Genomic DNA, 22,688 nt, shown 5'->3' with positions numbered 1-22,688 from the left:
GCAGCACGTCAGGTCCAGCGCCCGCACGTCCCACTCCTAGCACGGCGTTGGCGTCACCTCCGGCCAGACCGGACTGGCGTTGCTCTGGGCAAGGACCCACGACGCCGAGGTCTGCCGCTTCGTACCGAACGGCACGCTGGTCGAGCGCGCGGCCGGTCTCACCGACGGCGGCTACGCGGCCCCGGACACCCCGTCGCCGACCGCCGCCCGGGTGTTCATCGTGCTGGTCCTGGCTGGGCTGGTGATCTTCGAGCGGCATAGGCTCGGACGGCAGCTGAAGCTCGTGAAGGCTCATTTCGACTACCAGAAGACCGCGGCGGCGACGTTCCAGGGACATCGGCAGCTGCGGCAGGCGGGGTGCAGGAGTTGCGGGGATCTGTGAGCGACTGGTCGTACCGGCCGCTGATCTGGCTCGCCGTCGCGACGTTCTCGACCGGCATCGACGGCTACGTGCTCGCCGGGCTGCTGCCCGCGATCGCCGCCGACCTGCACGTCGAGGCGGCGCTGGCCGGGCAGCTAGTGTCGGTCTTCGCGCTGACGTCCGCGCTGGCCGGGCCGGTTCTCGGCACGCTGACGAGCCGGTGGGAGCGGCGCGGCACGATCGCCTTGTCGCTGGCGGTCTTCGTGCTCGGCAACCTGGTCGTCGGGCTCGCGCCGAGCTACCCGATCGCGCTCGGCGGGCGCGTCGTCGCGGCGCTCGGCGGCTGTCTGCTGAACGCCGCGGTCACCGGCTACGTGATCGCCCTGACCCCGATCCGGCACCGCGGCAAGGCGCTGTCGTTCGTGCTCGGCGGCTGGATGACCGCGACCGCGCTCGGCGTACCGGTCGGGCTGGCGCTCGGGCAGACGAGCTGGCGGTTCCCGCTGCTGATGGTCTCGGGGGTCGGCACGATCGCGCTGATCGGCATCCTGCTGAAGCTTCCCCACCTGCACCTGCCCGCGGGATCGCTCGCCGATCGCCTGCGCCCGCTCAAGCAACCACAACTACTCGCCGGCCTGCTCGTCACAGTCGGCATCCTCTGCAGCAGCTACACCTGCTTCACCTACGCGACGATCATCCTGCAGCCGGCGTACGACGGCGGCTGGGTGATCATCGCGATCATGTTCGGGTACGGCGTCGCGAGCATGCTCGGCAACGCCGTGACCGGGCGGCTGACCGACCGCTTCAGCGCGCTCCGCGTGCTGACCGTCATGCTGACCGGGCTGCTGCTGAACGCGGTCCTCGGCGTGGTCGCGTTCGCGATCGGCGCGGTCGCGGTCCTCGGGCTGGTGTGGTTCTTCGCCGCCGGGATCGGGAACGGTGGCGCGGCCGTTCCCCAGCAGGCGCGGCTGGCCGCGCTGGCGCCGGAATCGGCCGCGATCGTGATGGCGCTGAACGGCAGCGCGATCTCGCTGGGCTGCGCGCTCGGCGGCGGACTCGGTGGGCTGACGCTGGCCGCGGGCTCAGCGTCGTACGGACTGCTGAGCGTCGCGGCCGGCATCCTCGCGATCACGCTGGCGCTGCACCTGGTCCTGACCAAGGTGCAGCGCCGCACGATCAGCCCTGGTGCGGGTAGCGGTAGTCCGTCGGCGGGACGAACGTCTCCTTGATCGACCGCGGGCTGGCCCAGCGGATCAGGTTCCACATCGAGCCGGCCTTGTCGTTGGTGCCGCTCGCGCGCGAGCCGCCGAACGGCTGCTGGCCGACGACCGCGCCGGTCGGCTTGTCGTTGACGTAGAAGTTCCCCGCCGCGAAGCGCAGGTACTCGCTCGCGGCGGCGACGGCGTGCCGGTCCTGGGCGATGACGGCTCCGGTCAGCCCGAACGGCGCCGCGCTCTCCATCTGCTTGAGCACGGTCTCGTAGTCGCCGTCCTCGTAGACGTGCACGCCGAGGATCGGGCCGAAGTACTCGGTGGTGAAGATCCCGTCGGTCGGGTCGTCGGAGACCAGCAGCGTCGGGCGGACGAAGTAGCCCTGGCTGTCGTCGTACGTTCCGCCGGCCAGCACCTCGATCGAGTCGGTCGCGGCGGCCCGGTCGAGCGCCGCCTTGTGCTTGGCGAACGCGCGGTCGTCGATCACGGCGCCGATGAAGTTCGACAGGTCGGTGACGTCACCCATGGTCAGCGCGTCGGTCTCGGCCGCGATGTCGTCGCGGATCTTGTTCCAGACCGAGCGGGCGACGTACGAGCGGCTGGCCGCCGAGCACTTCTGGCCCTGGTACTCGAAGGCACCGCGGACCATCGCGGTCTTCACCACCGCCGGGTCGGCCGACGGGTGGGCCAGGATGAAGTCCTTGCCGCCGGTCTCGCCGACCAGCCGCGGGTAGGTCCGGTACGACGCGATGTTGGCGCCGACCGTGCTCCACAGCTTCTGGAAGGTCGGCGTCGAGCCGGTGAAGTGGATGCCGGCCAGGTCCGGGTGGGTCAGCGCGGCCTTGCTGACCTCGATGCCGTCACCGGTGACCAGGTTGATCACGCCGGCCGGGAGCCCGGCGGCCTCGAACAGCCGCATCGTCCAGTGCGCCGCGAACTGCTGGGTCGGCGACGCCTTCCAGACCACGGTGTTGCCCATCAGCGCGGGCGCGGTCGGCAGGTTGCCGGCGATCGCGGTGAAGTTGAACGGGGTGATCGCGTAGACGAAGCCCTCGAGCGGGCGGTAGTCGGTGCGGTTCCAGACCCCCGGCGAGGAGATCGGCTGGTCGTTGATGATGTTGCGCGCGAAGGCGACGTTGAAGCGCAGGAAGTCGATCAGCTCGCAGGCGGCGTCGATCTCGGCCTGCTGCACGGTCTTGGACTGGCCGAGCATGGTGGCCGCGTTCAGGGTGTCGCGCCACGGGCCGGCCAGCAGGTCGGCGGCCTTGAGGAAGATCGCCGCGCGGTCGTCGAACGACAGCGCGCGCCAGGCCGGAGCGGCGGCCAGCGCCGCGTCGACGGCGGCCTTGCCGTCGGCCTCGGTCGCGTTGCCCAGGGTGCCGAGCACGTGCGCGTGCTTGTGCGGCTGGACGACGTCGATCCGCGCGCCGCCGCCGAGCCGCTGCTCCCCGCCGATCGTGCAGGTCAGGTCGATCGCACCCGCCGCGTTGAACTCCTTGAGCTTGGCCTCCAGGCTGACCCGCTCGGCCGAACCCGGCGCGTAACCGCGGACCGTCTCGTTGTGGGGGGTGGGGACGGCGGTGACGGCATCCATGCTGCGCTGCTCCTCGATCGACTGGGGTGGGTACGCCGGGTACGACGGTCGCTCGACCGGCCCGATCGGAGCCTGCCGCGACACGTTCGCGCCTTCATGCTGCCACGCCGGGGGCACGGACCACGAACCCGACTGGTCTCGTCGTCAGTTGTAGCAGATCATCCGATATTACTTTCGATGGATGATCTGTTACGAGACGATCCGGACCGTCCCGGTGATCGCGTGCGTCGCCCCGGTCCACCAGCGCAGCGTGCCGTCGCCGTCACGCCCGGCGAGCGTCCAGGTGTACGCGCCGGCCGGCAGCAACCGCCGCGCCGAGTCCTTGCCGTCCCAGTCCGCGCGCGCCGATCCGTTGGTCGTCGCGCAGTTCAGCGTACGGCGTACGGTCGGGCCGGACTTGATCGTCAGCGAGCACGTCGGCAGCGCCTTGCTGATCCCGAACTCGGCGTTCCACAACCGCAGCGCCGGGTTGAACGAGGGCGGCGCGGAGCCGTTGCCGAGGTACTTCGGGTAGGCCACGAACGCCGAGTTCGGGCCGATCCGCGCGATCTCGTCCGGCGCGACCCAGGCCAGCGTCTCGTCGTGCACGTCGAACGAGCCGTTCCAGCTCACCGGCCCGACGACGCCGGTCGCCGTGGTGCCCAGCCGGTTCACCTTGAGCGTCCCGGGGGCAGGGTGGTCGGACGCGTAGGTGTCGTACACGACGTGCCCGCCGGACAGCGCGACGTGCCGGGTGTGCCCGGAGGTGAGCTGGATCGCCGCCGCCTTGGTCTGCAGGTTGCGGTGGGCAACGACGGACTGCGCGCAGTCGTCCTGGGTGTTCGCGGCACAGGTCGCCCACGCGACCCAGTCGTCGTGGACCGCGAGCGCTTGCACCGTCGCCGTACCGGCTGCTTTGACCTGCAGCAACGCACCGCTGGCCAGGTCCCGGCGCCAGATGGTGTTGTTGTCCTCGGCCCAGCTGAGGTAGTTGCCCCACAGGTCGACCGCCTGCGTCCAGCTCGCGGCGATCGGCTGCTGCGTGCTGACTCCGGTCCGCAGGTCGTAGAGCATCGGGACCTCGTTGCCGTACCACGGGTAGCAGCCCGGGCCCGGCGGGTCGCAGCGGTCCTCGGTGTAGAGCGCCTTCCACCACAGCAGGCGCGACCCGGAGATCCGCAGCTGTCGCCCGCCCATGATCGCCACCCGCGTGGCCGGGGTGAACACCTTCGTCCGGACACCGTCGTCGGTGACGAGCCAGAGCGCGCCCGCCGTGTCCACGTACGCCGTACGCCGGCCTTCGCGCGACACCAGCTTGGTGCCGCCGCCCTCCTGGCCGAGCTTGGTCTGCGCGGACAGCGTGACCGTGCCCGGGCCGCGCGTGTAGAACCTGCGGCTCGCCGCGTTGGCCGGCTGCTGGGTGTCGACGTAGGCCACACCACCGGCGCCGAGCTGGACGACGTACGTGATCGGCGGCAGCAGGTCGACCGGCGCGAGCCGCGTCCGCGCCGCCGAACCGCCGACGCCCGCTGCGGCGTCGACGCCGGGGTTCGGCGTACGGGTGTCGAAGACGAACCGGTTGCCGTCGGCCACCACCGTGCGGGTGTCGTCGACCTGTGTGCGGGTGCCGTTCGCCGCGATCGAGCCCGCGGCGCACTCGCCGGTGCCCTGACAGGTCGTCCACGCGGTCGCCGTCCCGGCGATCGCCGTCGCGACCACCCAACCGGGCAGCCGCGTCACGACCGGCGCGGCCGAGCCGTCGGTCGTCGAGCGGACGACGTACGAGCCGGTCGGCGGGAGGTCGGCGTAGTCCTGGTGCGTCCAGGCCACTGAGGTCCCGGACAGCGAGACCCCGCTCAGGTAGCGGGTGTGGCCGGCGTCGGCGATCACACGCGGGTGCGTCGGATCGGCGTACGAGCGATAGGTCAGCTGCCGGTCGCCCTCGGTTCCAACCGAGCCGACGGTGACGTACCCGGTGTTGTCGACTGCCGCCAGGTTGTAGTCGCTCAGACCGGGATAGGTCCCGTTGACCTGGCAGCCGGTCCGGCCCGCCTCGACCCGGTAGCCGGCGTTGCTGAACCAACCCCAGGGCGCGAACAGGAAGCCGCCCCGCGTCCAGTTCGCGCCCGGGATCGGCTGCGGCGAGCCGTCGCAGCGCAGCGTGGTCGGCGTACCGACGTACTGGTAGGCGACGGTGCCGCTCGGGTAGGTCATCCCGTAGATCTTGTCCCCGGACAGCTGCTGGAAGCTCAGATCCACCTGGTACGCCGGGCCGCCGGCCGGCTTCACCCACGTCGACAACCCGACCAGCGAGTTGTCGACGTTGCGCGACACCTTGTACAGCACACCGGCCGGCGAGGCCCCCAGCACGTCGACGTACGGACGGTCGAACAGGACCCGGTTCACGTCCTGCACTCCCGCCGCCTGCGCCGAAGCCGGTAGCAGCATGCCCAGTACCGCCACCACCCCGACCAGCCGGCGTACCTTCATCCCGATCCCCTCCCCTTGCTCACCTCGATGCAGCATTCGGCCGAGAAGTTGCGCTTCAGATGACGCGGACCGTCCCAGTGATCGGGTGCGTCGCGCCGGTCCACCACCGCAGGGTGCCGTCGGCGTCGCGTCCGGTGAGCGTCCAGGTGTAGGCACCCTTCGGCACCAGCCGACCCGCCGAGTCGCGACCGTCCCAGACCGCGCGGGCCGATCCGTTGGGCGTCGCGCAGCTGAGCGTTCGGCGTACGGTCGTGCCGGACTTGATCGTCAGCGTGCAGGTGGGCAGGGCTTTGCTGATGCCGAACTCCGGGTTCCAGACCCTGAGTGCGGGGTCGAACGAAGGTGGGGCCGAGCCGTTGCCGAGGTACTTCGGGTAGTCGACGAAGGGTGAGTTGGGGCCGATGCGCGCGACGTCGTCGGGGGCGATCCAGGTGAGCGTCTCGTCGTGCACGTCGAAGCCGAGCGGGTACAGCCGGATCGGGCCGACGGTGCCGGTCGCCGAGGTGCCGAGCCGGTTCACCTTGAGCGTCCCCGTCGGCGGGAAGCCGTTGGCGGAGGTGTCGTAGACGACGTGGCCACCGGACAGTTCGACGCGGGTCGTGTTGGCGCTGACCAGCTGGATCGGCGCCGCCCTGGTCGTCATGTTGCGATGGGCGACCACCGAACTGCCACAGGGGCTCGAACCTCCGGTCGTACAGGTCGACCAGGCCACGTAATCGCCGTGCACCGCGAGGCCGTTCACCGACGCCGTCCCCGCCGGCTTCACCTGGACGACGGCACCGCTGGCGAGGTCACGGCGCCAGATCGTGGAGCTCTCGCCGGTCCAGGCCAGGTAGTTGCCCCAGAGCTTGACCATCCCGTAGCCCGGCAGGGGTGGCAGCGCCACAGTGCTCACTCCGGTGCGCAGGTCGTAGAGCATCGGCACGCGGTTGTAGAGCGGCTCGCACGGCGGCGGACGCATGTCGCAGCGGTCGCCGTCGTACACGCCCTTCCACCACAGCAGCCGGGAGCCGGACAGCCGCAGCTCCGGGCCGATCACCACCTCGACCCGGTCGGCCCCGGCGAACACCCGCGTCCGTACGCCGTCGTCGCCGACCAGCCAGAGCACGTTGGCCTCGTCGACGAAGGCTGTCCGCCGGCCGTCGCGTGCCACCATCTGTTGGGCCAGCGGTTTGACCGTGGTGCCGAGCCGGGTCTGCGCCGAGAGCGTGACGGTGCCGCCGGACCGGGTGTAGGTCCGGCGGTTGACCGAGTCGGCCGTCGGCTGCGTGTCGGAGTAGGCGACCCCGCCGGCGCCGATTGCGACCGCGTGGGCGATGGGCGGCAGCAGGGCGACGTCAGCGAGCCGGGTGCGCGGCGCGCTGCCACCGATCGCCGTGCCCTCCTCGATGCCGGGCGTCGGTTGCTGGGTGTCGAAGACGAACCGGTTCCCGACGCCGGCGATGGTGTGGATGCCGGTGGTCGAGGTCTGCGCGCCGTTCGCCGCGATCGAACCCGCCGTGCACGGATCCCGCTGACAGGTACTCCAGGCGGTGGCTCCGCCGGCGATCGCCGTCCCGACCACCCAGCCGGGGATCCTGGTCGCCGTCGGCGGAACCGACCCGTCGGTCGAGGACCGGACCACGAACGAGCTGGCCGGCGGCTGCTGGTCGTAGTCGAGGTGGGACCACGTCACCGCCGTACCGGCCAGGGCGACCGCGCCGAGGTAGCGGACATGGCCGCCGTCGGCGATCACGCGCGGGTGTGTCGGGTCGGCGTACGAGTGGTAGGTCAGCTGCTGGTCGCCCTGCTCGCCGACCGGGCTGATCGTGACCCAGCCGGTGTCGTCCATCGCGATCAGGGCGTAGTCGCCGGGGCCGGGGTAGCGGGCGGTGACGCGGCAGCCGGTCGGGCTCACCTCGACCCTGTCGCCGTCCTCGCTGATCCACCCGAACGAAGCGAACAGGCCGGCGCCGTCATAGCGCTGGGCCGGCGGGGCGGGCGGCGGGACGTCGTCGCAGCGCTTGGTGACCGGCGTGCCGATGTACTGGTAATTCCGGTCGGTCCCGAAGATCTTGTCCCCGGCCAGTCGCTTGAAGTCGAGGCTCACCTCGTACGCCGGTGCCGCGGCGGGTTTCACCCAGGCGGACACCTCGCGCAGGGTGTCCTCGATCGGGCGGGACACCTTGTAGAGAACGCCGGCCGGCGAGGCGCCCAGCACCTCGACGTACGGGCGGTCGAACAGCACCCGGTCCAGGTCCTGCACCCCCGCCGCGCCGGCGTACGCCGGAATCATCCCCAGAACCAGAGCCATCCCGAGCAGCCGGTGCGTCTTCATGCTGTGTCCTCTCCTTGACTGCTCGATGCAGCCAGGAGGGACGAAGTTGCGCTACTGGCGCCAGGGCATGTGCTGGAGGGCCCAGGTGTTGCCGTCGGGGTCGGCGAACCAGGCGTAGAAGACGCCGCCGAGGTCCTCGGTGGGGCTGACCTCGATGCCGCGGGCGATCAGGTTCTCGCGGGCGGCTTCGATGTCGGCGACGACGAGGTGCAGGCCGCGGAGGGTGCCGGCGGGCATGTCGAGGGTGGGGAGGCCTTCGGCGAGCGTGATCGAGCAGTGCGAACCCGGCGGGGTGAGCTGCACGATCCGTACGCCGTCGGTCGGGGTCACGTCGACGTCGGCGTGGAACCCGGCGCGGACGTAGAACTCCTTCGCCCGCTCGAGGTCGGTCACCGGCACGGGGACCAGCTCGAGCAGGTACGCGCCGGGCAGCACCGGGTCAGCGGTGGGGTCCGCCGGGATCTCGCTCTCGTCCGCCGGCACGCTCGTCGTCGTCGGGCGGTCGTCGGGCACCTGCTCCGTCATCGCACTTCCCCCTCGATCCCGGTCTCGCCTACGCGGACTTCTTCGTCGCCTTCTTCGCCGCGGTCTTCTTGGCCGGGGCCTTCTTCGCCGCCGCGGTCTTCTTCGCGGGAGCGGCCTTCTTCGCCGCGGCCGCCTTCTTCGCCGGCGCCGACTTCTTCACCGGCTCCTCGGACGCCCCGGCACGACGCGCCTTCGCGGCCTCGACCGACGCCCGCAGCGCGGCGACCAGGTCGACGACCTCGGCGCCCTCCGGCTCCTCCTCCTCGGACTCCGGCAGCGGCACCCCGGCCGCCTTCGCCTCGACGACCTGCTCCAGCGCGTGCCGGTACTCGTCGTGGTACTGGTCGGGGTCGAACTCCCCGCGCAGGGTGTCGATGTACGACTCGGCCATCGCCTTCTCCTGCTTGCGGATCTCGATGTCCTCGTCGGGCGCCGCGAAGGAGGCGTCCCGGACCTCGTCGGGCCAGAGCATCACCTGCAGGATCAGCACGTTCTCGTGGGTGCGCAGCAGCCCGAGGCTCTCCCGCGAGCGCAGCGCGACCTTGACCAGCGCGTACAGCTCGGAGCCCTCGAGGGCGTCGCGGAGCAGCACGTACGGCTTGCCGCCGGGCCCGCCGTCGGCGGCCAGGTAGTACGACTTGCCGAGGTAGAGCGGGTCGACCTGGTCGGCCGGCACGAACTCCAGCACGTCGATGACCTTCTTGCTGGACAGCGGCAGGTCGGCGAAGTCGTCGGGCTCGAGCACGATCATCCGGCCGTCGGCCATCTCGTAGCCCTTGCCGATGTCGGAGTACGGGACCTCCTCGCCGTCGATCGAGCAGATCCGCTTGTACTTGATCCGGCCGCCGTCGGCGACGTGGACCTGCCGGAAGGAGATGTCCTTCTCCTCGGTCGCGGAGTACACCTTGATCGGGATCGTCACCATCCCGAACGAGATGGCCCCCTTCCAGATCGCCTGCATCGCCATCAGCTCCCTGTCAGCTCAACCGTCAAGCCCTGCCCCGCCGGCCTTCCGCGGCGAGGAGATCGGGGATCTCCTGCGTCGCGTACCACAGCAGGTCTTCACCTTCGCACGAGTCGAGGGCGAAGACAGCGTCCTCGTGCCCCGGATCCTTGGTGTCACCGTGCGCGACGTCCCACAGGTCCGCCGCCTTCCCGACCACTTCGGCGGCCGATTCGGCGTCCAGGTGCACCGCGGCCACGGCCGTCCACGGGATCACCACGTGCAGCTCCAGCCGCGCGTCACCCAGGTGCACGCTGCCGTCGGCCGGCGGTACGGCGGCCACCTCGCAGGCCACGACGACCCGCCGCCGCGGCGCGTACGGGTCGGCGGCGATCAGCCCGACCGACGCCTTCGCGGCCTGCGCCATCGCGGCGTACTCGAGCTCCTCGTCGTCGCCCTGGGAGTACCACTCGCGCAGCGCCGGTGTCACCGCGTACACCGTCATCGGCGCCGGGCCGAGCTCGGCGGCGTGACAGGCCGCGTCGAGCAGCGGCAGCGTGGACGGTACGTAAACCCTCATTGGCCCGCCTTCTTGGTGCTTCTGGGCTTCTTCCGGCCGCGGGTGGCCCGGTTCCGGCTGCCCTTGGTGGTGTCCAGCAACTCGTCCAGCGCGTCGGTGACGCACTGCGCGAACACGGCCAGGTCCGGCATCGCCGTCCGGTCCGCGTTCAGCCCGAACGAGACCTTGCCGTCGTACGACGTGACGCCGACCGACAGCCCCTGACCGGGCATCAGCGGGACCACCGGGTACGACGCGAGCATCGGCGCGCCCTGGGCGTAGAGCGGGAACTGCGGCCCCGGCACGTTGGTGATCACGACGTCGTCGATCGGCCGGACCGTGGCGGTGGCGACCCGGGCGGCGAGCGCGTGCAGCGTGGTCGGGGCGAAGCCGGCGATGCCGACCAGCGAGCGGGCGCTGACCGCGCGCCCGGTGTCCTTGTGCACCTTGGTCTGGTACGAGATCTGGTGCAGCCGCATGACCGGGGAGTTCTCCCCGACCGGCAGCGTCACGGTCGAGGCGATCACCGACGACCCGAGCGACGTCGGCTCCTCGTCCTCGTCGTCCCGGATGCTCACCGGTACGACGGCCCGCACGCTCCGGGTCGGGCCGACGCCCTCGCCCCGGGTCATCATCCACGCCCGGAAGGCGCCGGCGACGACGGCCAGGACGACGTCGTTGATCGTGCCGCCGTGCATGGCGCGGACGGTCCGGAAGTCCTCCAGATCGGTCTGCACGGTGGTGAACCGGCGCTGCCCGGAAGTCTTCACGTGCAGCGAGCTCTCCTGCGCGTGCCGCTGGGCGACCAGCGAGCCGACCACGTCACCGATCACCTCGCGCACCGACGTCGAGCCGGTCAGGCTGGCCATCTCGGCCCGGGCCAGCTCCAGCACGGCGGCCGGGTGCCGGGTCGCGTCGGCGAAGACGCCGGCCAGCAGCTCCAGCGCCGACGGCGGGTGGTCGGGCTGCCAGGTGTCGGTCGGGGTCTCCCGCGGGTGCGCGGTGGAGTCGAGCACGACCTGGCCGATGTCGACCGTGCTGTTGCCGTCGACAAGGGCCTGGTGGGACTTGGAGATGATCGCGAACCGGTCGCCCTGCAGGCCCTCGACCAGGTACATCTCCCAGAGCGGGCGGGCCCGGTCCAGGCGGCGGGACATGATCCGGGCGACCAGCTCCAGCAGTTGCGCGTGCGTGCCCGGCCGTGGCAGGGCGGAGCGGCGTACGTGGAAGGTGATGTCGAACTCTTCGTCGTCCACCCAGACCGGCCCGGCGAACCGGCCGGGGACCTGCTGGACCCGCTGCCGGTACCGCGGGACGAAAGCGATCCGGTCCCGGATCAGCGCGACCAGGCTCTCGTAGTCGAACTCGTCGTCGGAGTGCACCGGCGGCTCGAAGATGTCGACCGTGCCGACGTGCATCGGCGTGGCCGGGGACTCGGCCTTGAGGAAGGTCAGGTCGAGCGACGACAACCGGTCCGGCATCTCGCGGTCCCCTTCCTCATGGCGTGGTTCGCTCACCCTAGCCGCCTGCTCCGACAGTGAGCTGCAACACTACTGAAGGCGATCGTGACACGACTGATGGTCGGCTGCGGGAACCCGGCGCGCCCGGTGTTCGTAGCACCCAGTGGGCGTGTTCGGCGCCCGTCTGATCACGACTGGTGAAAGGCCCCTCGCATCATGCGTTTCTCCCGCGGTACCGCTCTCGCTCTCCTGCCCGCGCTCGGCATGCTGGTCCTGGCCGGCTGCGGCGACGACTCGAGCAGCGGCGGTTCCCCCTCGCCGAGCGCCCCGGTGACGACCCCGACCGACACGCCGACCACGCCGGCGACCACCCCGTCGGACGACCCGAAGAACACCCCGTCGAACACCGCGGACCCCTCCGGCGACCAGGCCGACGTGACGATCAACATCACCGTTGCCAACGGCAAGGTGAACCCGAGCGGCCAGAGCATCAAGGTGACCGCCGGCCAGACCGTCCTGGTCACCGCGGTCAGCGACGCCGACGAGGAGCTGCACATCCACGGCTACGACAAGGAGCTGGAGCTGACGCCGGGCAAGCCCGCGTCGGTGAAGTTCACCGCGGACATGAAGGGCACCTTCGAGGTCGAGACGCACAAGAGCGGCAAGCTGGTCGCCAAGCTCGTCGTCTCCTGACCTGATGACGTCTCTTCTGCTGCCGCTCCACGGGATCGGCGGCCGGCAGGACCTGCCCGTCCCGTTCGGGCTGGCCGTCGGCGGTGCCGCGGTGGCGATCGCGCTGTCGTTCGTCGTACTGGGCCTGGCCTGGCGGACGTCGAAGTACCGCGGCAACGCGTCCGGCCGGGCGCTGCCGATCGGCGTGACGCAGGCCGTCGACTCGTCGTGGTTCCGCTGGATCGTCCGCCTGGTCGGGCTGGCGATCTTCCTGTACGCGATGTTCTCGCTGCTGTTCGGTGTGGACCGGCTGACCAACCCGATCTTCGGGTTCATCTACATCCTGGTCTGGGTCGGGCTGGTCCCGATCTCGCTGCTGCTCGGCCCGGTCTGGCGCACGCTGAACCCGCTGCGCACCGTCCACCTGCTGCTGTCGAAGCTCCTCCGCCAGCCCGCCTCGCGGGGCGTGCTCGAGCTGCCGAAGTGGGTCGGGCTCTGGCCGGCCGCGCTCGGCATCCTCGCCTTCACCTGGCTCGAGCTGGTCGCTCCCGACCGCGCGACGCTCCCGGTGCTGCAGGCCTGGATGGCCCTGTACGTCGTGATCACGCTGTTCGGCGCGATCCTGTTCGGCGACCGCTGGTTCGCCGCCGGCGACCCGTTCGAGGCGTACGCCACGCTGATGGCCCGGCTGTCGCCGTGGGGCCGGCGCGACGACGGCGCGATCGTGTTCCGCCGCCCGCTGGAGAACCTGGACGGGCTGAAGGTCCAGCCGGGTCTGGTCGGCCTGGTCGCGGCGCTGCTCGGCAGTACGGCGTACGACGGCTTCTCGAACTCCTCGGCCTGGATCGGCTGGGCGCAGAACTCCGGCTACTCGATGACTCTGCTCGGCACCGGGATGCTGATCGCGTTCATCCTGTTCGTGCTGGTCACGTACTCCGGTGCGACGCTGCTGGCCGGGCGGCTGTCGGACAACGGCTCGCGCTCGTCGCTGCCGGGGCTGTTCGCGCACTCGGTGGTGCCGATCGCGTTCGGGTACGTCGTCGCGCACTACCTGACGCTGTTCATCCTCGAAGGGCAGCGCACGCTGATCTACCTGAGCGACCCGCTCAGCAACGGCGCCAACGTCTTCGGCACCGGGCTGCTCGCGGTGAACACCGGCATCACCAACCACAGCACCGCGATCTCGGTCGTGCAGGTGCTCGCGGTGGTCTGCGGGCACCTGCTCGGTGTCGTCTCGGCGCACGACCGCGCGGTCGCACTGTTCCCGCGGCACAAGGCGCTGGCCGGTCAGGTGCCGCTGCTGGTCGTGATGGTCGGCTACACCGCGGGTGGGTTGCTGCTGCTGTTCTCGTCCTGAGCTCTCCTCGCGGGGCTGGACAGCACCGCGAGGAGGACGAAGGCGACCATCCCCAGGATCAGGTGGGAGTTGCCGGGGATCGACTGCCAGAACGACCAACTCAGCTCCCGGTCGTCGCGGTACGGAACCCACCAGATCGACCTGAGCACGAACAGCCCGTACCAGAGCGCGGCCGTCACGATCGCGGGGTTGCGGCCCCAGCGGCGGTCGACCGCTCTGATCAGGCTGACGCCGAGCGGGATGATCCAGACCCAGTGGTGGCTCCAGGACACCGGCGACGCGTACAGGACCGCGAGCGCCATCACCGAGATCGCGGTGACGCGCTCGTCGGCCAGCCAGTAGCGGCGGGCAAGCCAGAGCACCGCGAGGCCGAAGACCGCCGACAGCACGAACCAGACCGGCTGGATCCAGCCGGCGTCGTCGCCGAGGCGGCTGAGGAAGCCCATGAACGACTGGTTCGCGGTGTAGGCCAGGCCGCCGACGCGGTTGGCGTTGCGGACCACGACGGTCCAGTACTCCCAGGACTGGTTCGGGACGATCGCGAAACCGATCGCCATCGTCGCGAGCAGGCCGAGGACGGCGTTGCGCAGGGCGCGCCACTGCTTGGTGATCAGCAGGAACGCCAGGAACGGCAGCGGGGTGAGCTTGACGCCGATCGTGACGCCGACCCAGAAGCCGCGCCATCTGGCGTTCTGCGGCCTGATCAGGTCGAGCAGGATCATTGCTGTGAGCAACAGGTTGATCTGGCCGAACTGGATGGTCTGCCAGACCGGCTCCAGCAGCAGCGACGCCAGGGTGAGCGCGGCCAGAACAGCCATCTTCTTGGTCTTCAGCTGGTCGGGCAGCAGGTTCCACGCGCTGCTCGGCAGGGACGCGCGCCAGATCGCGGCAATGCAGAGCACGGAGATCGTCGTCCAGACCACCAGCGCGACGCCCCACGGGACGGCCGCCAACGGGACCATCGCGATCGCGGCGAACGGCGGGTAGGTGAACGGGAGCCCGGAGCCCGGCAGCTGCGCGTCGTACAGGGAAGCGCGGTCGAGGAGGACGGAACCGCCCATCCGGTAGACGCGCAGGTCGATCATGCCGTCGAACAGCCCGTACGCCCAGGCGCCGAGGGCAACGAACGCAGCCGTGCCGAGCACCGCGGCGACGATCCAGCGGGTGTCGGTGCGGCGGGGCTCTGTGGACGTGGTCGTCACGTGAGGTCGACTCCGAACAGGGTTTCCAGCTCGCGCTTGGTCTCGTCGTACGCCGTGTGGTGGATCGCGGTCATCCCGAGCTTCCGGGCAGCCGCGACGTTCAGCTCCAGGTCGTCCACGAACACGCACTCCGCCGGCGGCAACCCGACCCGCTCGGCCGCCAGCAGGTAGATCTCCGGCTCCGGCTTGCGCAGCCCGACCTCACCCGAGATCACCAGGTCGTCGAACATCCCGTCCCAGGTGTCGATCGGGTAGGAGTTCCCCCAGGAGTTGGACAGCAGGGCGGTCTTGATCCCGTGCCCCTTGACCCGCCGCACCAGCGCCGTCATCCGCGGCTCGTGCTCGAAGTGCGCGAACATCCGCTCGATCAGCCCCTCGGCCTCGAGCGGCCTGCCGTCCCGCGTGGTGAGCAGCGCCGCCAGCTTCCGCTCGAAGTCCGGCACCGCGATCTGCCCACGCTCCAGCGCGTGCACAGGATTCAGCTCCGCTTCCGCCGGATCGACGTCGAGCCAGGCGACGACCGCCTTGAAGTACGCCTCGAAATCCAGATTGTCCAACTCGGCCCACCGCCCGAGCGCCACGTCCAGCCCGGACGTCAGCACCCCACCCCAGTCAACCAGCAGCCCCCGCAACACCTTGTCGTCAGACATGCGCGCAAGCCTACTCACGCCCGGATCCACGCCGAGCACCACTGGTCAACACCCCCGCAGGCTGAGGCCCTCACGCCAACTCCTCCGCGACCGCCCGCGCCCACCTGCTCCTCTTCCACCACCACAGACCACTCCGGGAGGAGCTACTCCACCGCCGCAGACCCTCCACGGGTGGCTGCTCCGTCTGTTCCTCTTCCAGCGCCGCAGACAACCTCAGCCCACGCGGACGTACCCGGCGCCACCCCACCACCCCAGCCCGGCACCCGCCGTACAACTCAATGGTCGTACTCGACCGACACATCCCCCGAGGAGGTCTTCGCCGTGATCGTCCGCGTAGCGACCGGATCCGTCCGCACCTCGGTGTGCTCGTCCCCCGACGACGTATCCGTGTCGACCTTGTACGCCTCGGCCCCCTCCGGCACCACGACCGTCACGTCCCCCGACGTCCCCTGCGCCCGCACCTCCTGCGGCGCCACCGTGAACCCCAGATCGATCTTCCCCGACGTCGTCTTCCCGAACACCTTCGTCGCCGTCAGCCCGCTCGCCTCGACGTCCCCCGACGTCGCATCCAGCGTCAGCTCCCCACCGACGCCATGCACCTCAATATCCCCCGACGTCGTCTTCAACTTCCCGACCTCGGCGACATCGGAAACCTTGATCGTCCCGCTCGTGTTCTCGACCGACACCGCGAGCTCCTTCGGCACCGTGATCACGTAGTCCGTCCCGCACCCGAACGACAGGAAACTGCACCCGCTCGACTTCAGCTCGAGCTTCCCGTTCGCGTAACTCTCGTCCGGATCACTCCCGAACACGGTCTTCTTGAACTTCCGCTCGACCTTGATCTCCGAGACGCCCCCCGCCACCACCTCGACGTCCGACGACTTGCTGACCACCGTCAACGAGTTCCCCTGCACCGGAAAACTCCCCTCCGTGGCCTTCGCCTCCTCGGTCAGGTTCGTCAGCGCCCAGTACGCACCCCCCAGGATCAACGCCACCGAGATAGCAATCCCGAACCGCCGCTCAGGCGTCATCTCCCGCCCAGCCCGCCCTTGCACCTCGGACATCCCAACTCCTTGCTACTCCCCTGCTGACCCCCTCACCCTGACACACCCCCACCCCCGGTGTCGGTCGGGTTTTCCCCCCGAAAACACCTCAATCGACCCTGAGTTCCCTGCCGTTCTCCGGGCACGCCGGGCCACGCCCTTCTCTCGTACGCCGCAGCGCGCGCCCGCCGACACGTCGCACCACCCGCTCCCTGGCACGCGACCCCGCCCCACCACCCGCTGCCTCGTACGCCGCACCACCCGCTCCCTCGGCACGCCGCGCCACCCGCTCCCTCGGCACGCCGCGCCCCGCGCCGCCCCCGTGCGCGGAAGCACCCGCTGCCTCGGTACGCCGAACCGCCCACGCACGCCAGCAACCGATCCCACCCGCCCAGCCGCGGCCCCAGCCCCACCACCCGGAGCCCCCTGACCCAAGTCCCCGCCTCCAGCTCCACCGCCCGAGCCACGCGCACAGCCCACCGCTTCACCGAGCACCCGGCACCACCCCAGCCACGCGCACCGCCCAGCCGCAGCCCAGCCCCACTACCTGGAGCCCTCTTGGCCCCAGCCCCTGGCTCCAGCTCCACCACCCGAGCCACGCGCACCGCCCGCCGCTCCACCCGGCGCCCCGCGCCACCCGAGCACCACCCACCACCACCGAGCGCCCGGCCCGAGACACGTCCACCAGTCGTCGCCCACGCCACACCTGCAAAGTCCCCGGCTCCGGCCCACCACCCAGCTATAGCCCCAGCGCCTGGGACCCCATACCTGGCACCCCGCTCAGCCCGCGGCCCGACCACACGCAATCGCCCAGCGCCTGCAGCACACGGCACCGGCACCCAGGTCCAGCCCAGCACACGGCACCGGCACCCAGGTCCAGCCCGGCCCAGCGCCGTACCGGCTAACCTCAGCGCGCCTTGGCAGCCGGCGCCCGACCCGCCGTCTACTGCTTCGCCGCCTGCGACCGGCTGCCAATCGCTTGCCGCCTGCTGCCCGCTGCCTGCCGCCTGGCCACCTGCTGCTTCGCCGCCTGCCGCCTGCTGCTGCCCGCTGCCACCGCGGCGTCGTGGTCCGGCAGCGGGGCCAGCACGTACTGCCTGCCGCCTGCCGCCTGCCGCCTGCCGCGGAGCCTCCTCGACGCCTCGGCCTACGTCGACATGTGCTCCTTCTCCACCCCCGCCGCCAGTTGCTGCAGCGCCTTCCTCAGCTTGCTCGACTTCCCCGTCTCGGTCAGGCTGCGCCCGTGCGTGAGCGCCGCGTCCGTCGCCGCCAGGTCCAGCGGCAGGACTGCCGCCACCTCCACCCCGGCGTACCTGTGGAGCGCCTCCGCGGCCGCATCCACCGGCGAGCTGCCGAGCGAACCCGAGCGCACCCGGTTGACCACCACGCGCGTCGTCACCGACGGCACCATCGCCCTCAGCTCGTGCAGCGCCCTGATCAGCCGCGTGAGCCCCACCGGGTCCGCCGTGCCGACGACGATCACCTCGTCGGCCTCCTCGAGCGTCGCCAGTGTTGCGCCGTTCCGCCGCGGTGCGAGTGTGTCGAACGAGATCTCCTCGTCGCTCTCGATGCAGAAGCCCACGTCGACCACCGTGCACGGCGCCAACTGCCGCGCCGTCGCCCACACCGACTCCAATGCCGCCGGCCGCAGCTCCGTCCACCGGTCGGCGCGGCTCAAGCCGGTCAGCACCAGCAGGTAGTCCGCAACCCCGCGCGCATGACGAGCCAGCAGCTCGACATCCAGCGCCCCGCTCCCCGCCGACCGCGCGGCCGCGGCCAGCCCGGAGGTCTCGTCGAGGATCCCCAGCATCTGCGCCACCGCGCCGCCGTACACATCCGCGTCGGCAAGTAACGTCGGGATCTGCCGAGCCGCCAACTCACTCGCCAACCCGACCGCGACGGTACTCCGCCCAGGCGCCCCCGTCGGGCCCCAGACCGCGAGCAAGCGCCCCTTGCCCGAGGGGTCGTAGTGCCGCTCCGGCGGAGCCGTCCCCGGCTGCACCGGCACGAACCCACCCGCGAAGTGCGACACCGTCGTCGGCGGCCCCGAGTCCACGGCGTCCGTGATCGCTCGCCCGAGATCCTCCCCGCTCACATCAGCCGGCAGGATCCGCTCGATCCCCATCCGCGCCAGCCGATCCTCGGCTCCACTCGGCTCACCGTTGTCCGACGGATCCACCAACGCCAGTACGACGATCCGCCGCGCATGCAACGCCGCCACCGCGTCGGCGGTCAGCCGCGGCAGATCCTCCGCCAGCACCACCGCCCGAGCCTGCCCACTCCCCGCGGCGGCCATCACATCGGCGATGTCCACGCACCGCCGCACCACTCGAATCCCCGGCGCCCGCTCGGCCCGCCGGACAACCTCCGCCTCCCAGGGCGCACCCGTCACCGCCAACAACACCGGGACAGCCATCAGCAACCCCACCCGACAAGCCCGACACCGGCACCAGCCACGCTCCGTGCAGTACGCCGATCAGCCGCACTCACCCGGCCCACCTGCACGGGCGGAGTACTCACTCGCGACCGAGCCACGACCTCGAACCACCAGCCGTGACCAGCTCCCACCGACGTCTTCAGCTCCGGACGCCAAGCACCAACCGCAGCAACCGGTGCCAGCGCTGCACCGGGCGCGGCTGACCAGGTAAGGAGTGGAGTACCCGTCAGCACGCTCGGCGTACGCGCTTCTGGCGGTGCCGGCGTGTGCGGAGTGCGCTGCCAGGCGGCTGTCACCTCGTACGGCGGTGGCGTCGTACGAGGTGCGGGTGGAGTTGCTGTTGAGGTGCTCATCAGCGGCCTCGGCGGACGAGGACTGGCTCGCCTGAAGACATGGCGGACAGCGCAGCGGGGAGTTTGGGCAGATCTGCGGGGTCCAGAGCGATCAGGACCTGGCGGCGGGCTGAGCTGCCGGAGACGCCTTTGGTGGCGTCGATTTGGCTTACTCGGACTGTTTCCCAGAGTTTTCGGGCGGGCTGGGTGGGGTCTTTGGGGATGACCCAGATGTCTACCTGGTCGCCGGCTGTGGTGTCGGAGGGGAGGCGGCCGGTGGCTATGGCCAGGGGGAGCTCGGTTCGGTCGTTGTCGGTTTGGGTTACTGCTGCTTGGCGGGGGACGAACTCGCCGGCCTTGACGGCGCGGACCATGACCAGGCCCTGGAGGTCGGCGTCGGCGGCGACGTACTGGTTGGCGGCGTTGTTGCTGGTGAAGCGGACTCGGACTGTGGTCAGGTCTTCGGAGGTGAGCTTGGTGCCGGCGGGGAGGTCTCGGTCGGCGGCCCAGATGGTGGTGGTGTCGTCGGCTGAGGACAGGAGCTTGGCGCCGGCGAGTGCGGTGATGGCGACGAGGAGTACGCCGAGGACGAGGCGGCCGTCTCTCCAGCGGGCTCGGCGGTTGCGCTGCGGCGGGGCCGACGGCACCGCGAAGCCGCTGCGAACTGGACTCTGCACCACGTTGACTCTTTCCTGTCACTTGTCGGTCGCGCTCCGGAGCCGCCCATTCTGCCAAGTCGGTCACGCTGCGTGCGTTCGGTTGTCCACAGCGTGGTGACGGTGTCGCTACCTGGGGACAAACTCAATCGTTCGGCGGCCAACCGTGGCAAACTGAAGGAACCGGGATTGCAGGAAGTTGCAGTTCCAGCACCCCGTCGACCACGGAAAGGGCGTCATGCCGGCACCGCGCTTCCTCCAGCTCTCCGACGTCGCCGAGGTGCTGAACATCTCGGCCAACCAGGTCTACGCGCTGGTCCGGCGGGGGGACATTCCCGCGGTGAAGATCGGCGGGCGCGGGCAGTGGCGCGTCGAGGCGACCGAGCTGGAGAAGTACATCGAGCGGCTGTACACGGAGACGCGGCAGTTCATCACCACGCATCCGTTCGGCGAAGAGGCCGAGCAGTCGGAGGAGTTGCACCAGTAGGTCGCGGGACGAGTGAGAGCCGTGGCGACGGCCGCGTTGCAGGCGGGCGACGGACGGACGGTGCGGCGCGCTAGGCCGAGGCGTCGACGAGCGGCTTGCGGCGTACGGCGTACTGGTGGCTGGTCAGCGGCGGCGTAGGGCTGACAACGCCTGGGTGGGGACCAGGCGGGTGTTGTAGACCTCGGTGCGGCGGCGGGGAGCGTCGAGGGGATGCTCGGCGAGCTCCAGGAAGTCGGCGCCTACTCGGTCGATGGTGCCGGTGAGCGGGATGCGCTGGGGACCGGCGCAGTAGAGCGTCACCGGGGAGCGGTCTCGGGCGACGCCGCGGAGGAGATGGGCTAGGCCGAGCTTGGCGGCCACCGCGCCTTCGGCTGGTTCGGCCCACGGGCCCAGGCCGTGGATGGACGTGAGGGCCTCCGCGGGGATGAGCCATTCCTCGAAGCGGTCGGCTTCCAGGAGGAGGCAGTCCTTGCCTACCCGGGTCAGTTCGCCCTGGACGGGGTCGGCGTGGGTGAGCTCGACGCGGATGGTCGTACCGACGGCGCCCCGGAGGCGGTCGAGCAGGGTGATCTTGCCGACCTCGGCGCGGATCCGTTCGGCGACTTCGCCGTAGAGGTCGCCGTCCTGCAACGCCTCGAACTGGGACTCGAGGTCTTCGAAGAGGGCATCCAGGCGCATGCGGTGAACCTACCCGCTTGCCTGCTCATCGGCACTCTCCGTACTTGGAATCCACTCTCCGTGGTCGTAGCGGTCGGTTTGGACTTGCCAAACCCGGTTGAGAGCGAGCTATATTGATCAAGCCAACGCAAACTCAAGCAAACTCATAGATCGAGAGCGAAAGCAGGGGAACGGGATGATCCGGGGACTGAAGGCGCTGATCGCGCTGGGTGCACTGGCTGGTCTGGGGTTCGCTCTGCAGTGGGTGACCGCGGGCGCGATGAGTGCCGCCTCGACGCGGGACCTCATCTCGATGGCGTTCGTGACGGTGGCCGCGGTCGCCTGGACGGCGTACGGGTGGTTGCTGCTCGCGGTGCTGGCGACGGTGCTCGAGCAGGTGCCGGGGGCTGTCGGGCGGGTCGGGGCTGCTGTCGGTGGTCGGATCACGTCGCAGGGGTCGCGGACGTTGCTGCGGTCGGCGCTCGGGGTGGCGGCGGTGACGCCGCTGACGATCGGGGTGGCGCATGCGTCACCGGCGCATCCGGGACAGCAGCCGGTGAGTTCGGGGGCTGCTTGGCGGGCGACCGAGCCGGCTTCGACGGTGGTTGTCGGTGAGGCGGGTGACTGGCGGGCGGTGGAGAGGGCGTCGACGGTTCAGCTGGGTGAGTCCGTACGGACCAGCCAGCCCGCGAGGCCTTTGGTGTCGGAGCCTGCAGGTTCCGACGCCCGGGAGCCGCGGGTTCGGGTACCGGATCGGCCTACTGACGGGGCCCCGGTTCGGTACACCGATCTCGCGAGTGGGCGGCATGTGGTGGCTCGCGGGGAATCGCTGTGGTCGATCGCCGCGGCTGAGTTGGGAGCGAGCGCCTCGGACTCGGCGGTCGCGGCTCGGTGGCCTCAGTGGTACGCCGCCAACCGTCAGGTGATCGGTCCCGATCCCGACGTGCTTCGTCCTGGTCAGGTGCTGCAGACGCCGGCCTCGTTCGATCGTTCCGTGTCGCAGAATCCTCAGGAGAAGTGAGATGACCACTCGACGCACGCTGACCGCTGTTCCTTCTGCTGCTGACGAGGCGGGGAAGGAGCGGGGCGACAAGGACGGGGCCCGGACGTACCCGATGGGGGCGACCGGGGTGCGGAAGCCGGTTGAGGTGGTGCCGACGCAGGGGGCGTTGGCGTTGCGGTACGAGGCGGACGAGGTGCCGCCGGCTCGGCCGGTACTGCGGTTGGTGCCAGGTGGAGCCGGAACGCCGGAGGTGCGCGGGCTGCCGGAGGTGCGGGAATGGGCCACGCGGTTGGTGCAGGCGATCGCGGAGACGATCGGTGGGGATCGGCCGGTGAGTCAACTGCTTCGGTGGACGGACACTGCCGTGTACTTCGATGTGCACCGGCGGGTGCGGCTGCTCGGGTTGACGACGACCGCAGGGAAGCGGGCGGCGAAGGAGCGGAGCTGTGTGCGGTCGGTGCATGTCTGCCGGCCGGAGAACGGGGTCGCCGAGATCGCCGCGCATCTGAGGACCGGTGGGCGGTCGCGGGCGATGGCCCTGCGACTGGAGGTCCGGCGGGGGCGCTGGGTCTGTACGGCGCTGGAGCTGGGCTGACCGGCGTACAAAAGTAAAAGACCCGGGGGTGCTTCAGCGGTGCAGAGGAAGTGTGAAGCGGACCCCCGGGGAGCGGTCCCAGGTCGCGTGTGGCCCGGGACCGCTCGGGGTGGGCCGGTGGAGCGACCGCCCCCGGGCGCTCCACCAGCAGGTTCTAT

General features: G+C 70.5%; 20 protein-coding genes. 7 read left to right on the top strand and 13 right to left on the bottom strand.

Annotated features, from left to right (window positions below; genetic code table 11):
- The first annotated feature begins 79 nt into the window (after window positions 1-79).
- Complete coding sequence (locus ACZ6Z4_RS06660; RefSeq protein ID WP_465558904.1) at window positions 80-382, top strand: hypothetical protein; 303 nt, start codon at window positions 80-82, stop codon at window positions 380-382.
- Window positions 379-1,590, top strand: a complete 1,212-nt coding sequence (locus ACZ6Z4_RS06655; protein ID WP_465558902.1) for an MFS transporter — start codon at window positions 379-381, stop codon at window positions 1,588-1,590. The genes ACZ6Z4_RS06660 and ACZ6Z4_RS06655 overlap by 4 nt, the downstream gene beginning before the upstream one ends.
- Here ACZ6Z4_RS06655 and pruA read toward each other — a convergent pair.
- The 7 genes from pruA to ACZ6Z4_RS06620 all read right to left on the bottom strand — a co-directional run bounded on the left by pruA (window position 1,538) and on the right by ACZ6Z4_RS06620 (window position 11,496).
- Complete coding sequence (pruA, locus tag ACZ6Z4_RS06650) at window positions 1,538-3,250, bottom strand: L-glutamate gamma-semialdehyde dehydrogenase (protein ID WP_465558900.1); 1,713 nt, start codon at window positions 3,248-3,250, stop codon at window positions 1,538-1,540. The genes ACZ6Z4_RS06655 and pruA overlap by 53 nt on opposite strands.
- A 105-nt stretch (window positions 3,251-3,355) precedes the next feature.
- Window positions 3,356-5,635 carry a hypothetical protein gene (locus ACZ6Z4_RS06645; protein WP_465558898.1) on the bottom strand — a complete coding sequence of 760 codons (2,280 nt, stop codon included), beginning with the start codon at window positions 5,633-5,635 and terminating at the stop codon, window positions 3,356-3,358.
- Between the two features lie 55 nt (window positions 5,636-5,690).
- Window positions 5,691-7,952, bottom strand: coding sequence for a hypothetical protein (locus ACZ6Z4_RS06640; protein ID WP_465558896.1), 2,262 nt, complete (start codon window positions 7,950-7,952; stop codon window positions 5,691-5,693).
- Between the two features lie 51 nt (window positions 7,953-8,003).
- On the bottom strand, window positions 8,004-8,477 hold the full coding sequence (locus ACZ6Z4_RS06635; RefSeq protein WP_465558893.1) for a VOC family protein: 474 nt from the start codon (window positions 8,475-8,477) through the stop codon (window positions 8,004-8,006).
- Window positions 8,478-8,505: 28 nt separating this feature from the next.
- Window positions 8,506-9,438, bottom strand: coding sequence for a non-homologous end joining protein Ku (ku, locus tag ACZ6Z4_RS06630; protein ID WP_465558891.1), 933 nt, complete (start codon window positions 9,436-9,438; stop codon window positions 8,506-8,508).
- Between the two features lie 28 nt (window positions 9,439-9,466).
- On the bottom strand, window positions 9,467-10,000 hold the full coding sequence (locus ACZ6Z4_RS06625; RefSeq protein ID WP_465558889.1) for a DUF6912 family protein: 534 nt from the start codon (window positions 9,998-10,000) through the stop codon (window positions 9,467-9,469).
- Window positions 9,997-11,496 carry a WS/DGAT/MGAT family O-acyltransferase gene (locus ACZ6Z4_RS06620; protein WP_465558887.1) on the bottom strand — a complete coding sequence of 500 codons (1,500 nt, stop codon included), beginning with the start codon at window positions 11,494-11,496 and terminating at the stop codon, window positions 9,997-9,999. The genes ACZ6Z4_RS06625 and ACZ6Z4_RS06620 overlap by 4 nt, the downstream gene beginning before the upstream one ends.
- Window positions 11,497-11,655: 159 nt before the next feature.
- Here ACZ6Z4_RS06620 and ACZ6Z4_RS06615 point away from each other — a divergent pair, with 159 nt between their 5' ends.
- The gene (locus ACZ6Z4_RS06615) at window positions 11,656-12,132 is read left to right on the top strand and encodes a cupredoxin domain-containing protein (RefSeq protein ID WP_465558885.1); all 477 of its coding nucleotides are present in this window, start codon (window positions 11,656-11,658) and stop codon (window positions 12,130-12,132) included.
- 4 nt (window positions 12,133-12,136) lie between these two features.
- Entirely contained in the window at window positions 12,137-13,468 is a 1,332-nt protein-coding gene (locus ACZ6Z4_RS06610) for a hypothetical protein (protein WP_465558882.1), read from the top strand.
- Here ACZ6Z4_RS06610 and ACZ6Z4_RS06605 read toward each other — a convergent pair.
- The 5 genes from ACZ6Z4_RS06605 to ACZ6Z4_RS06585 all read right to left on the bottom strand — a co-directional run bounded on the left by ACZ6Z4_RS06605 (window position 13,429) and on the right by ACZ6Z4_RS06585 (window position 19,809).
- Complete coding sequence (locus ACZ6Z4_RS06605) at window positions 13,429-14,670, bottom strand: glycosyltransferase 87 family protein (protein WP_465558880.1); 1,242 nt, start codon at window positions 14,668-14,670, stop codon at window positions 13,429-13,431. The genes ACZ6Z4_RS06610 and ACZ6Z4_RS06605 overlap by 40 nt on opposite strands.
- Entirely contained in the window at window positions 14,667-15,320 is a 654-nt protein-coding gene (locus ACZ6Z4_RS06600; RefSeq protein ID WP_465558877.1) for an HAD family hydrolase, read from the bottom strand. The genes ACZ6Z4_RS06605 and ACZ6Z4_RS06600 overlap by 4 nt, the downstream gene beginning before the upstream one ends.
- 275 nt (window positions 15,321-15,595) lie before the next feature.
- Window positions 15,596-16,384 (bottom strand): DUF4097 family beta strand repeat-containing protein, encoded by a 789-nt coding sequence (locus tag ACZ6Z4_RS06595; RefSeq protein ID WP_465558875.1) that lies wholly within the window; start codon window positions 16,382-16,384, stop codon window positions 15,596-15,598.
- A gap of 1,126 nt (window positions 16,385-17,510) precedes the next feature.
- On the bottom strand, window positions 17,511-18,779 hold the full coding sequence (locus ACZ6Z4_RS06590; RefSeq protein ID WP_465558872.1) for an AAA family ATPase: 1,269 nt from the start codon (window positions 18,777-18,779) through the stop codon (window positions 17,511-17,513).
- A 373-nt stretch (window positions 18,780-19,152) separates the two neighbouring features.
- Window positions 19,153-19,809 carry an SAF domain-containing protein gene (locus ACZ6Z4_RS06585; protein WP_465558869.1) on the bottom strand — a complete coding sequence of 219 codons (657 nt, stop codon included), beginning with the start codon at window positions 19,807-19,809 and terminating at the stop codon, window positions 19,153-19,155.
- Window positions 19,810-20,026: 217 nt separating this feature from the next.
- On the opposite strand from ACZ6Z4_RS06585, the gene ACZ6Z4_RS06580 reads away from it, so the two are divergent.
- On the top strand, window positions 20,027-20,275 hold the full coding sequence (locus tag ACZ6Z4_RS06580) for a helix-turn-helix domain-containing protein (RefSeq protein ID WP_363673444.1): 249 nt from the start codon (window positions 20,027-20,029) through the stop codon (window positions 20,273-20,275).
- 123 nt (window positions 20,276-20,398) lie between these two features.
- On the opposite strand, the gene ACZ6Z4_RS06575 is transcribed toward ACZ6Z4_RS06580, so the two are convergent.
- The gene (locus tag ACZ6Z4_RS06575) at window positions 20,399-20,953 is read right to left on the bottom strand and encodes a hypothetical protein (protein WP_465558865.1); all 555 of its coding nucleotides are present in this window, start codon (window positions 20,951-20,953) and stop codon (window positions 20,399-20,401) included.
- Window positions 20,954-21,128: 175 nt separating this feature from the next.
- Here ACZ6Z4_RS06575 and ACZ6Z4_RS06570 point away from each other — a divergent pair, with 175 nt between their 5' ends.
- Together ACZ6Z4_RS06570 and ACZ6Z4_RS06565 are read left to right on the top strand one after the other, a co-directional pair.
- Entirely contained in the window at window positions 21,129-21,953 is an 825-nt protein-coding gene (locus ACZ6Z4_RS06570) for a LysM peptidoglycan-binding domain-containing protein (protein ID WP_465558862.1), read from the top strand.
- A gap of 1 nt (window position 21,954) precedes the next feature.
- Window positions 21,955-22,530, top strand: coding sequence for an Rv3235 family protein (locus ACZ6Z4_RS06565; protein WP_465558860.1), 576 nt, complete (start codon window positions 21,955-21,957; stop codon window positions 22,528-22,530).
- Window positions 22,531-22,688: the final 158 nt, after the last annotated feature.

Source organism: Kribbella sp. NPDC104740 (assembly GCF_055583505.1).
This window is presented reverse-complemented; position numbering and strand designations above follow the sequence as displayed.

What these genes read in the sequence shown, in the direction of transcription:
- ACZ6Z4_RS06645 (WP_465558898.1), bottom strand. Translation starts at nt 5,635, where the DNA reads ATGAAGGTACGCCGGCTGGTCGGGGTGGTGGCGGTACTGGGCATGCTG.
- ACZ6Z4_RS06640 (WP_465558896.1), bottom strand. Translation starts at nt 7,952, where the DNA reads ATGAAGACGCACCGGCTGCTCGGGATGGCTCTGGTTCTGGGGATGATT.
- ACZ6Z4_RS06635 (WP_465558893.1), bottom strand. Translation starts at nt 8,477, where the DNA reads ATGACGGAGCAGGTGCCCGACGACCGCCCGACGACGACGAGCGTGCCG.
- ku (WP_465558891.1), bottom strand. Translation starts at nt 9,438, where the DNA reads ATGCAGGCGATCTGGAAGGGGGCCATCTCGTTCGGGATGGTGACGATC.
- ACZ6Z4_RS06625 (WP_465558889.1), bottom strand. Translation starts at nt 10,000, where the DNA reads ATGAGGGTTTACGTACCGTCCACGCTGCCGCTGCTCGACGCGGCCTGT.
- ACZ6Z4_RS06615 (WP_465558885.1), top strand. Translation starts at nt 11,656, where the DNA reads ATGCGTTTCTCCCGCGGTACCGCTCTCGCTCTCCTGCCCGCGCTCGGC.
- ACZ6Z4_RS06610 (WP_465558882.1), top strand. Translation starts at nt 12,137, where the DNA reads ATGACGTCTCTTCTGCTGCCGCTCCACGGGATCGGCGGCCGGCAGGAC.
- ACZ6Z4_RS06600 (WP_465558877.1), bottom strand. Translation starts at nt 15,320, where the DNA reads ATGTCTGACGACAAGGTGTTGCGGGGGCTGCTGGTTGACTGGGGTGGG.
- ACZ6Z4_RS06595 (WP_465558875.1), bottom strand. Translation starts at nt 16,384, where the DNA reads ATGTCCGAGGTGCAAGGGCGGGCTGGGCGGGAGATGACGCCTGAGCGG.
- ACZ6Z4_RS06590 (WP_465558872.1), bottom strand. Translation starts at nt 18,779, where the DNA reads ATGGCTGTCCCGGTGTTGTTGGCGGTGACGGGTGCGCCCTGGGAGGCG.
- ACZ6Z4_RS06580 (WP_363673444.1), top strand. Translation starts at nt 20,027, where the DNA reads ATGCCGGCACCGCGCTTCCTCCAGCTCTCCGACGTCGCCGAGGTGCTG.
- ACZ6Z4_RS06575 (WP_465558865.1), bottom strand. Translation starts at nt 20,953, where the DNA reads ATGCGCCTGGATGCCCTCTTCGAAGACCTCGAGTCCCAGTTCGAGGCG.
- ACZ6Z4_RS06570 (WP_465558862.1), top strand. Translation starts at nt 21,129, where the DNA reads ATGATCCGGGGACTGAAGGCGCTGATCGCGCTGGGTGCACTGGCTGGT.
- ACZ6Z4_RS06565 (WP_465558860.1), top strand. Translation starts at nt 21,955, where the DNA reads ATGACCACTCGACGCACGCTGACCGCTGTTCCTTCTGCTGCTGACGAG.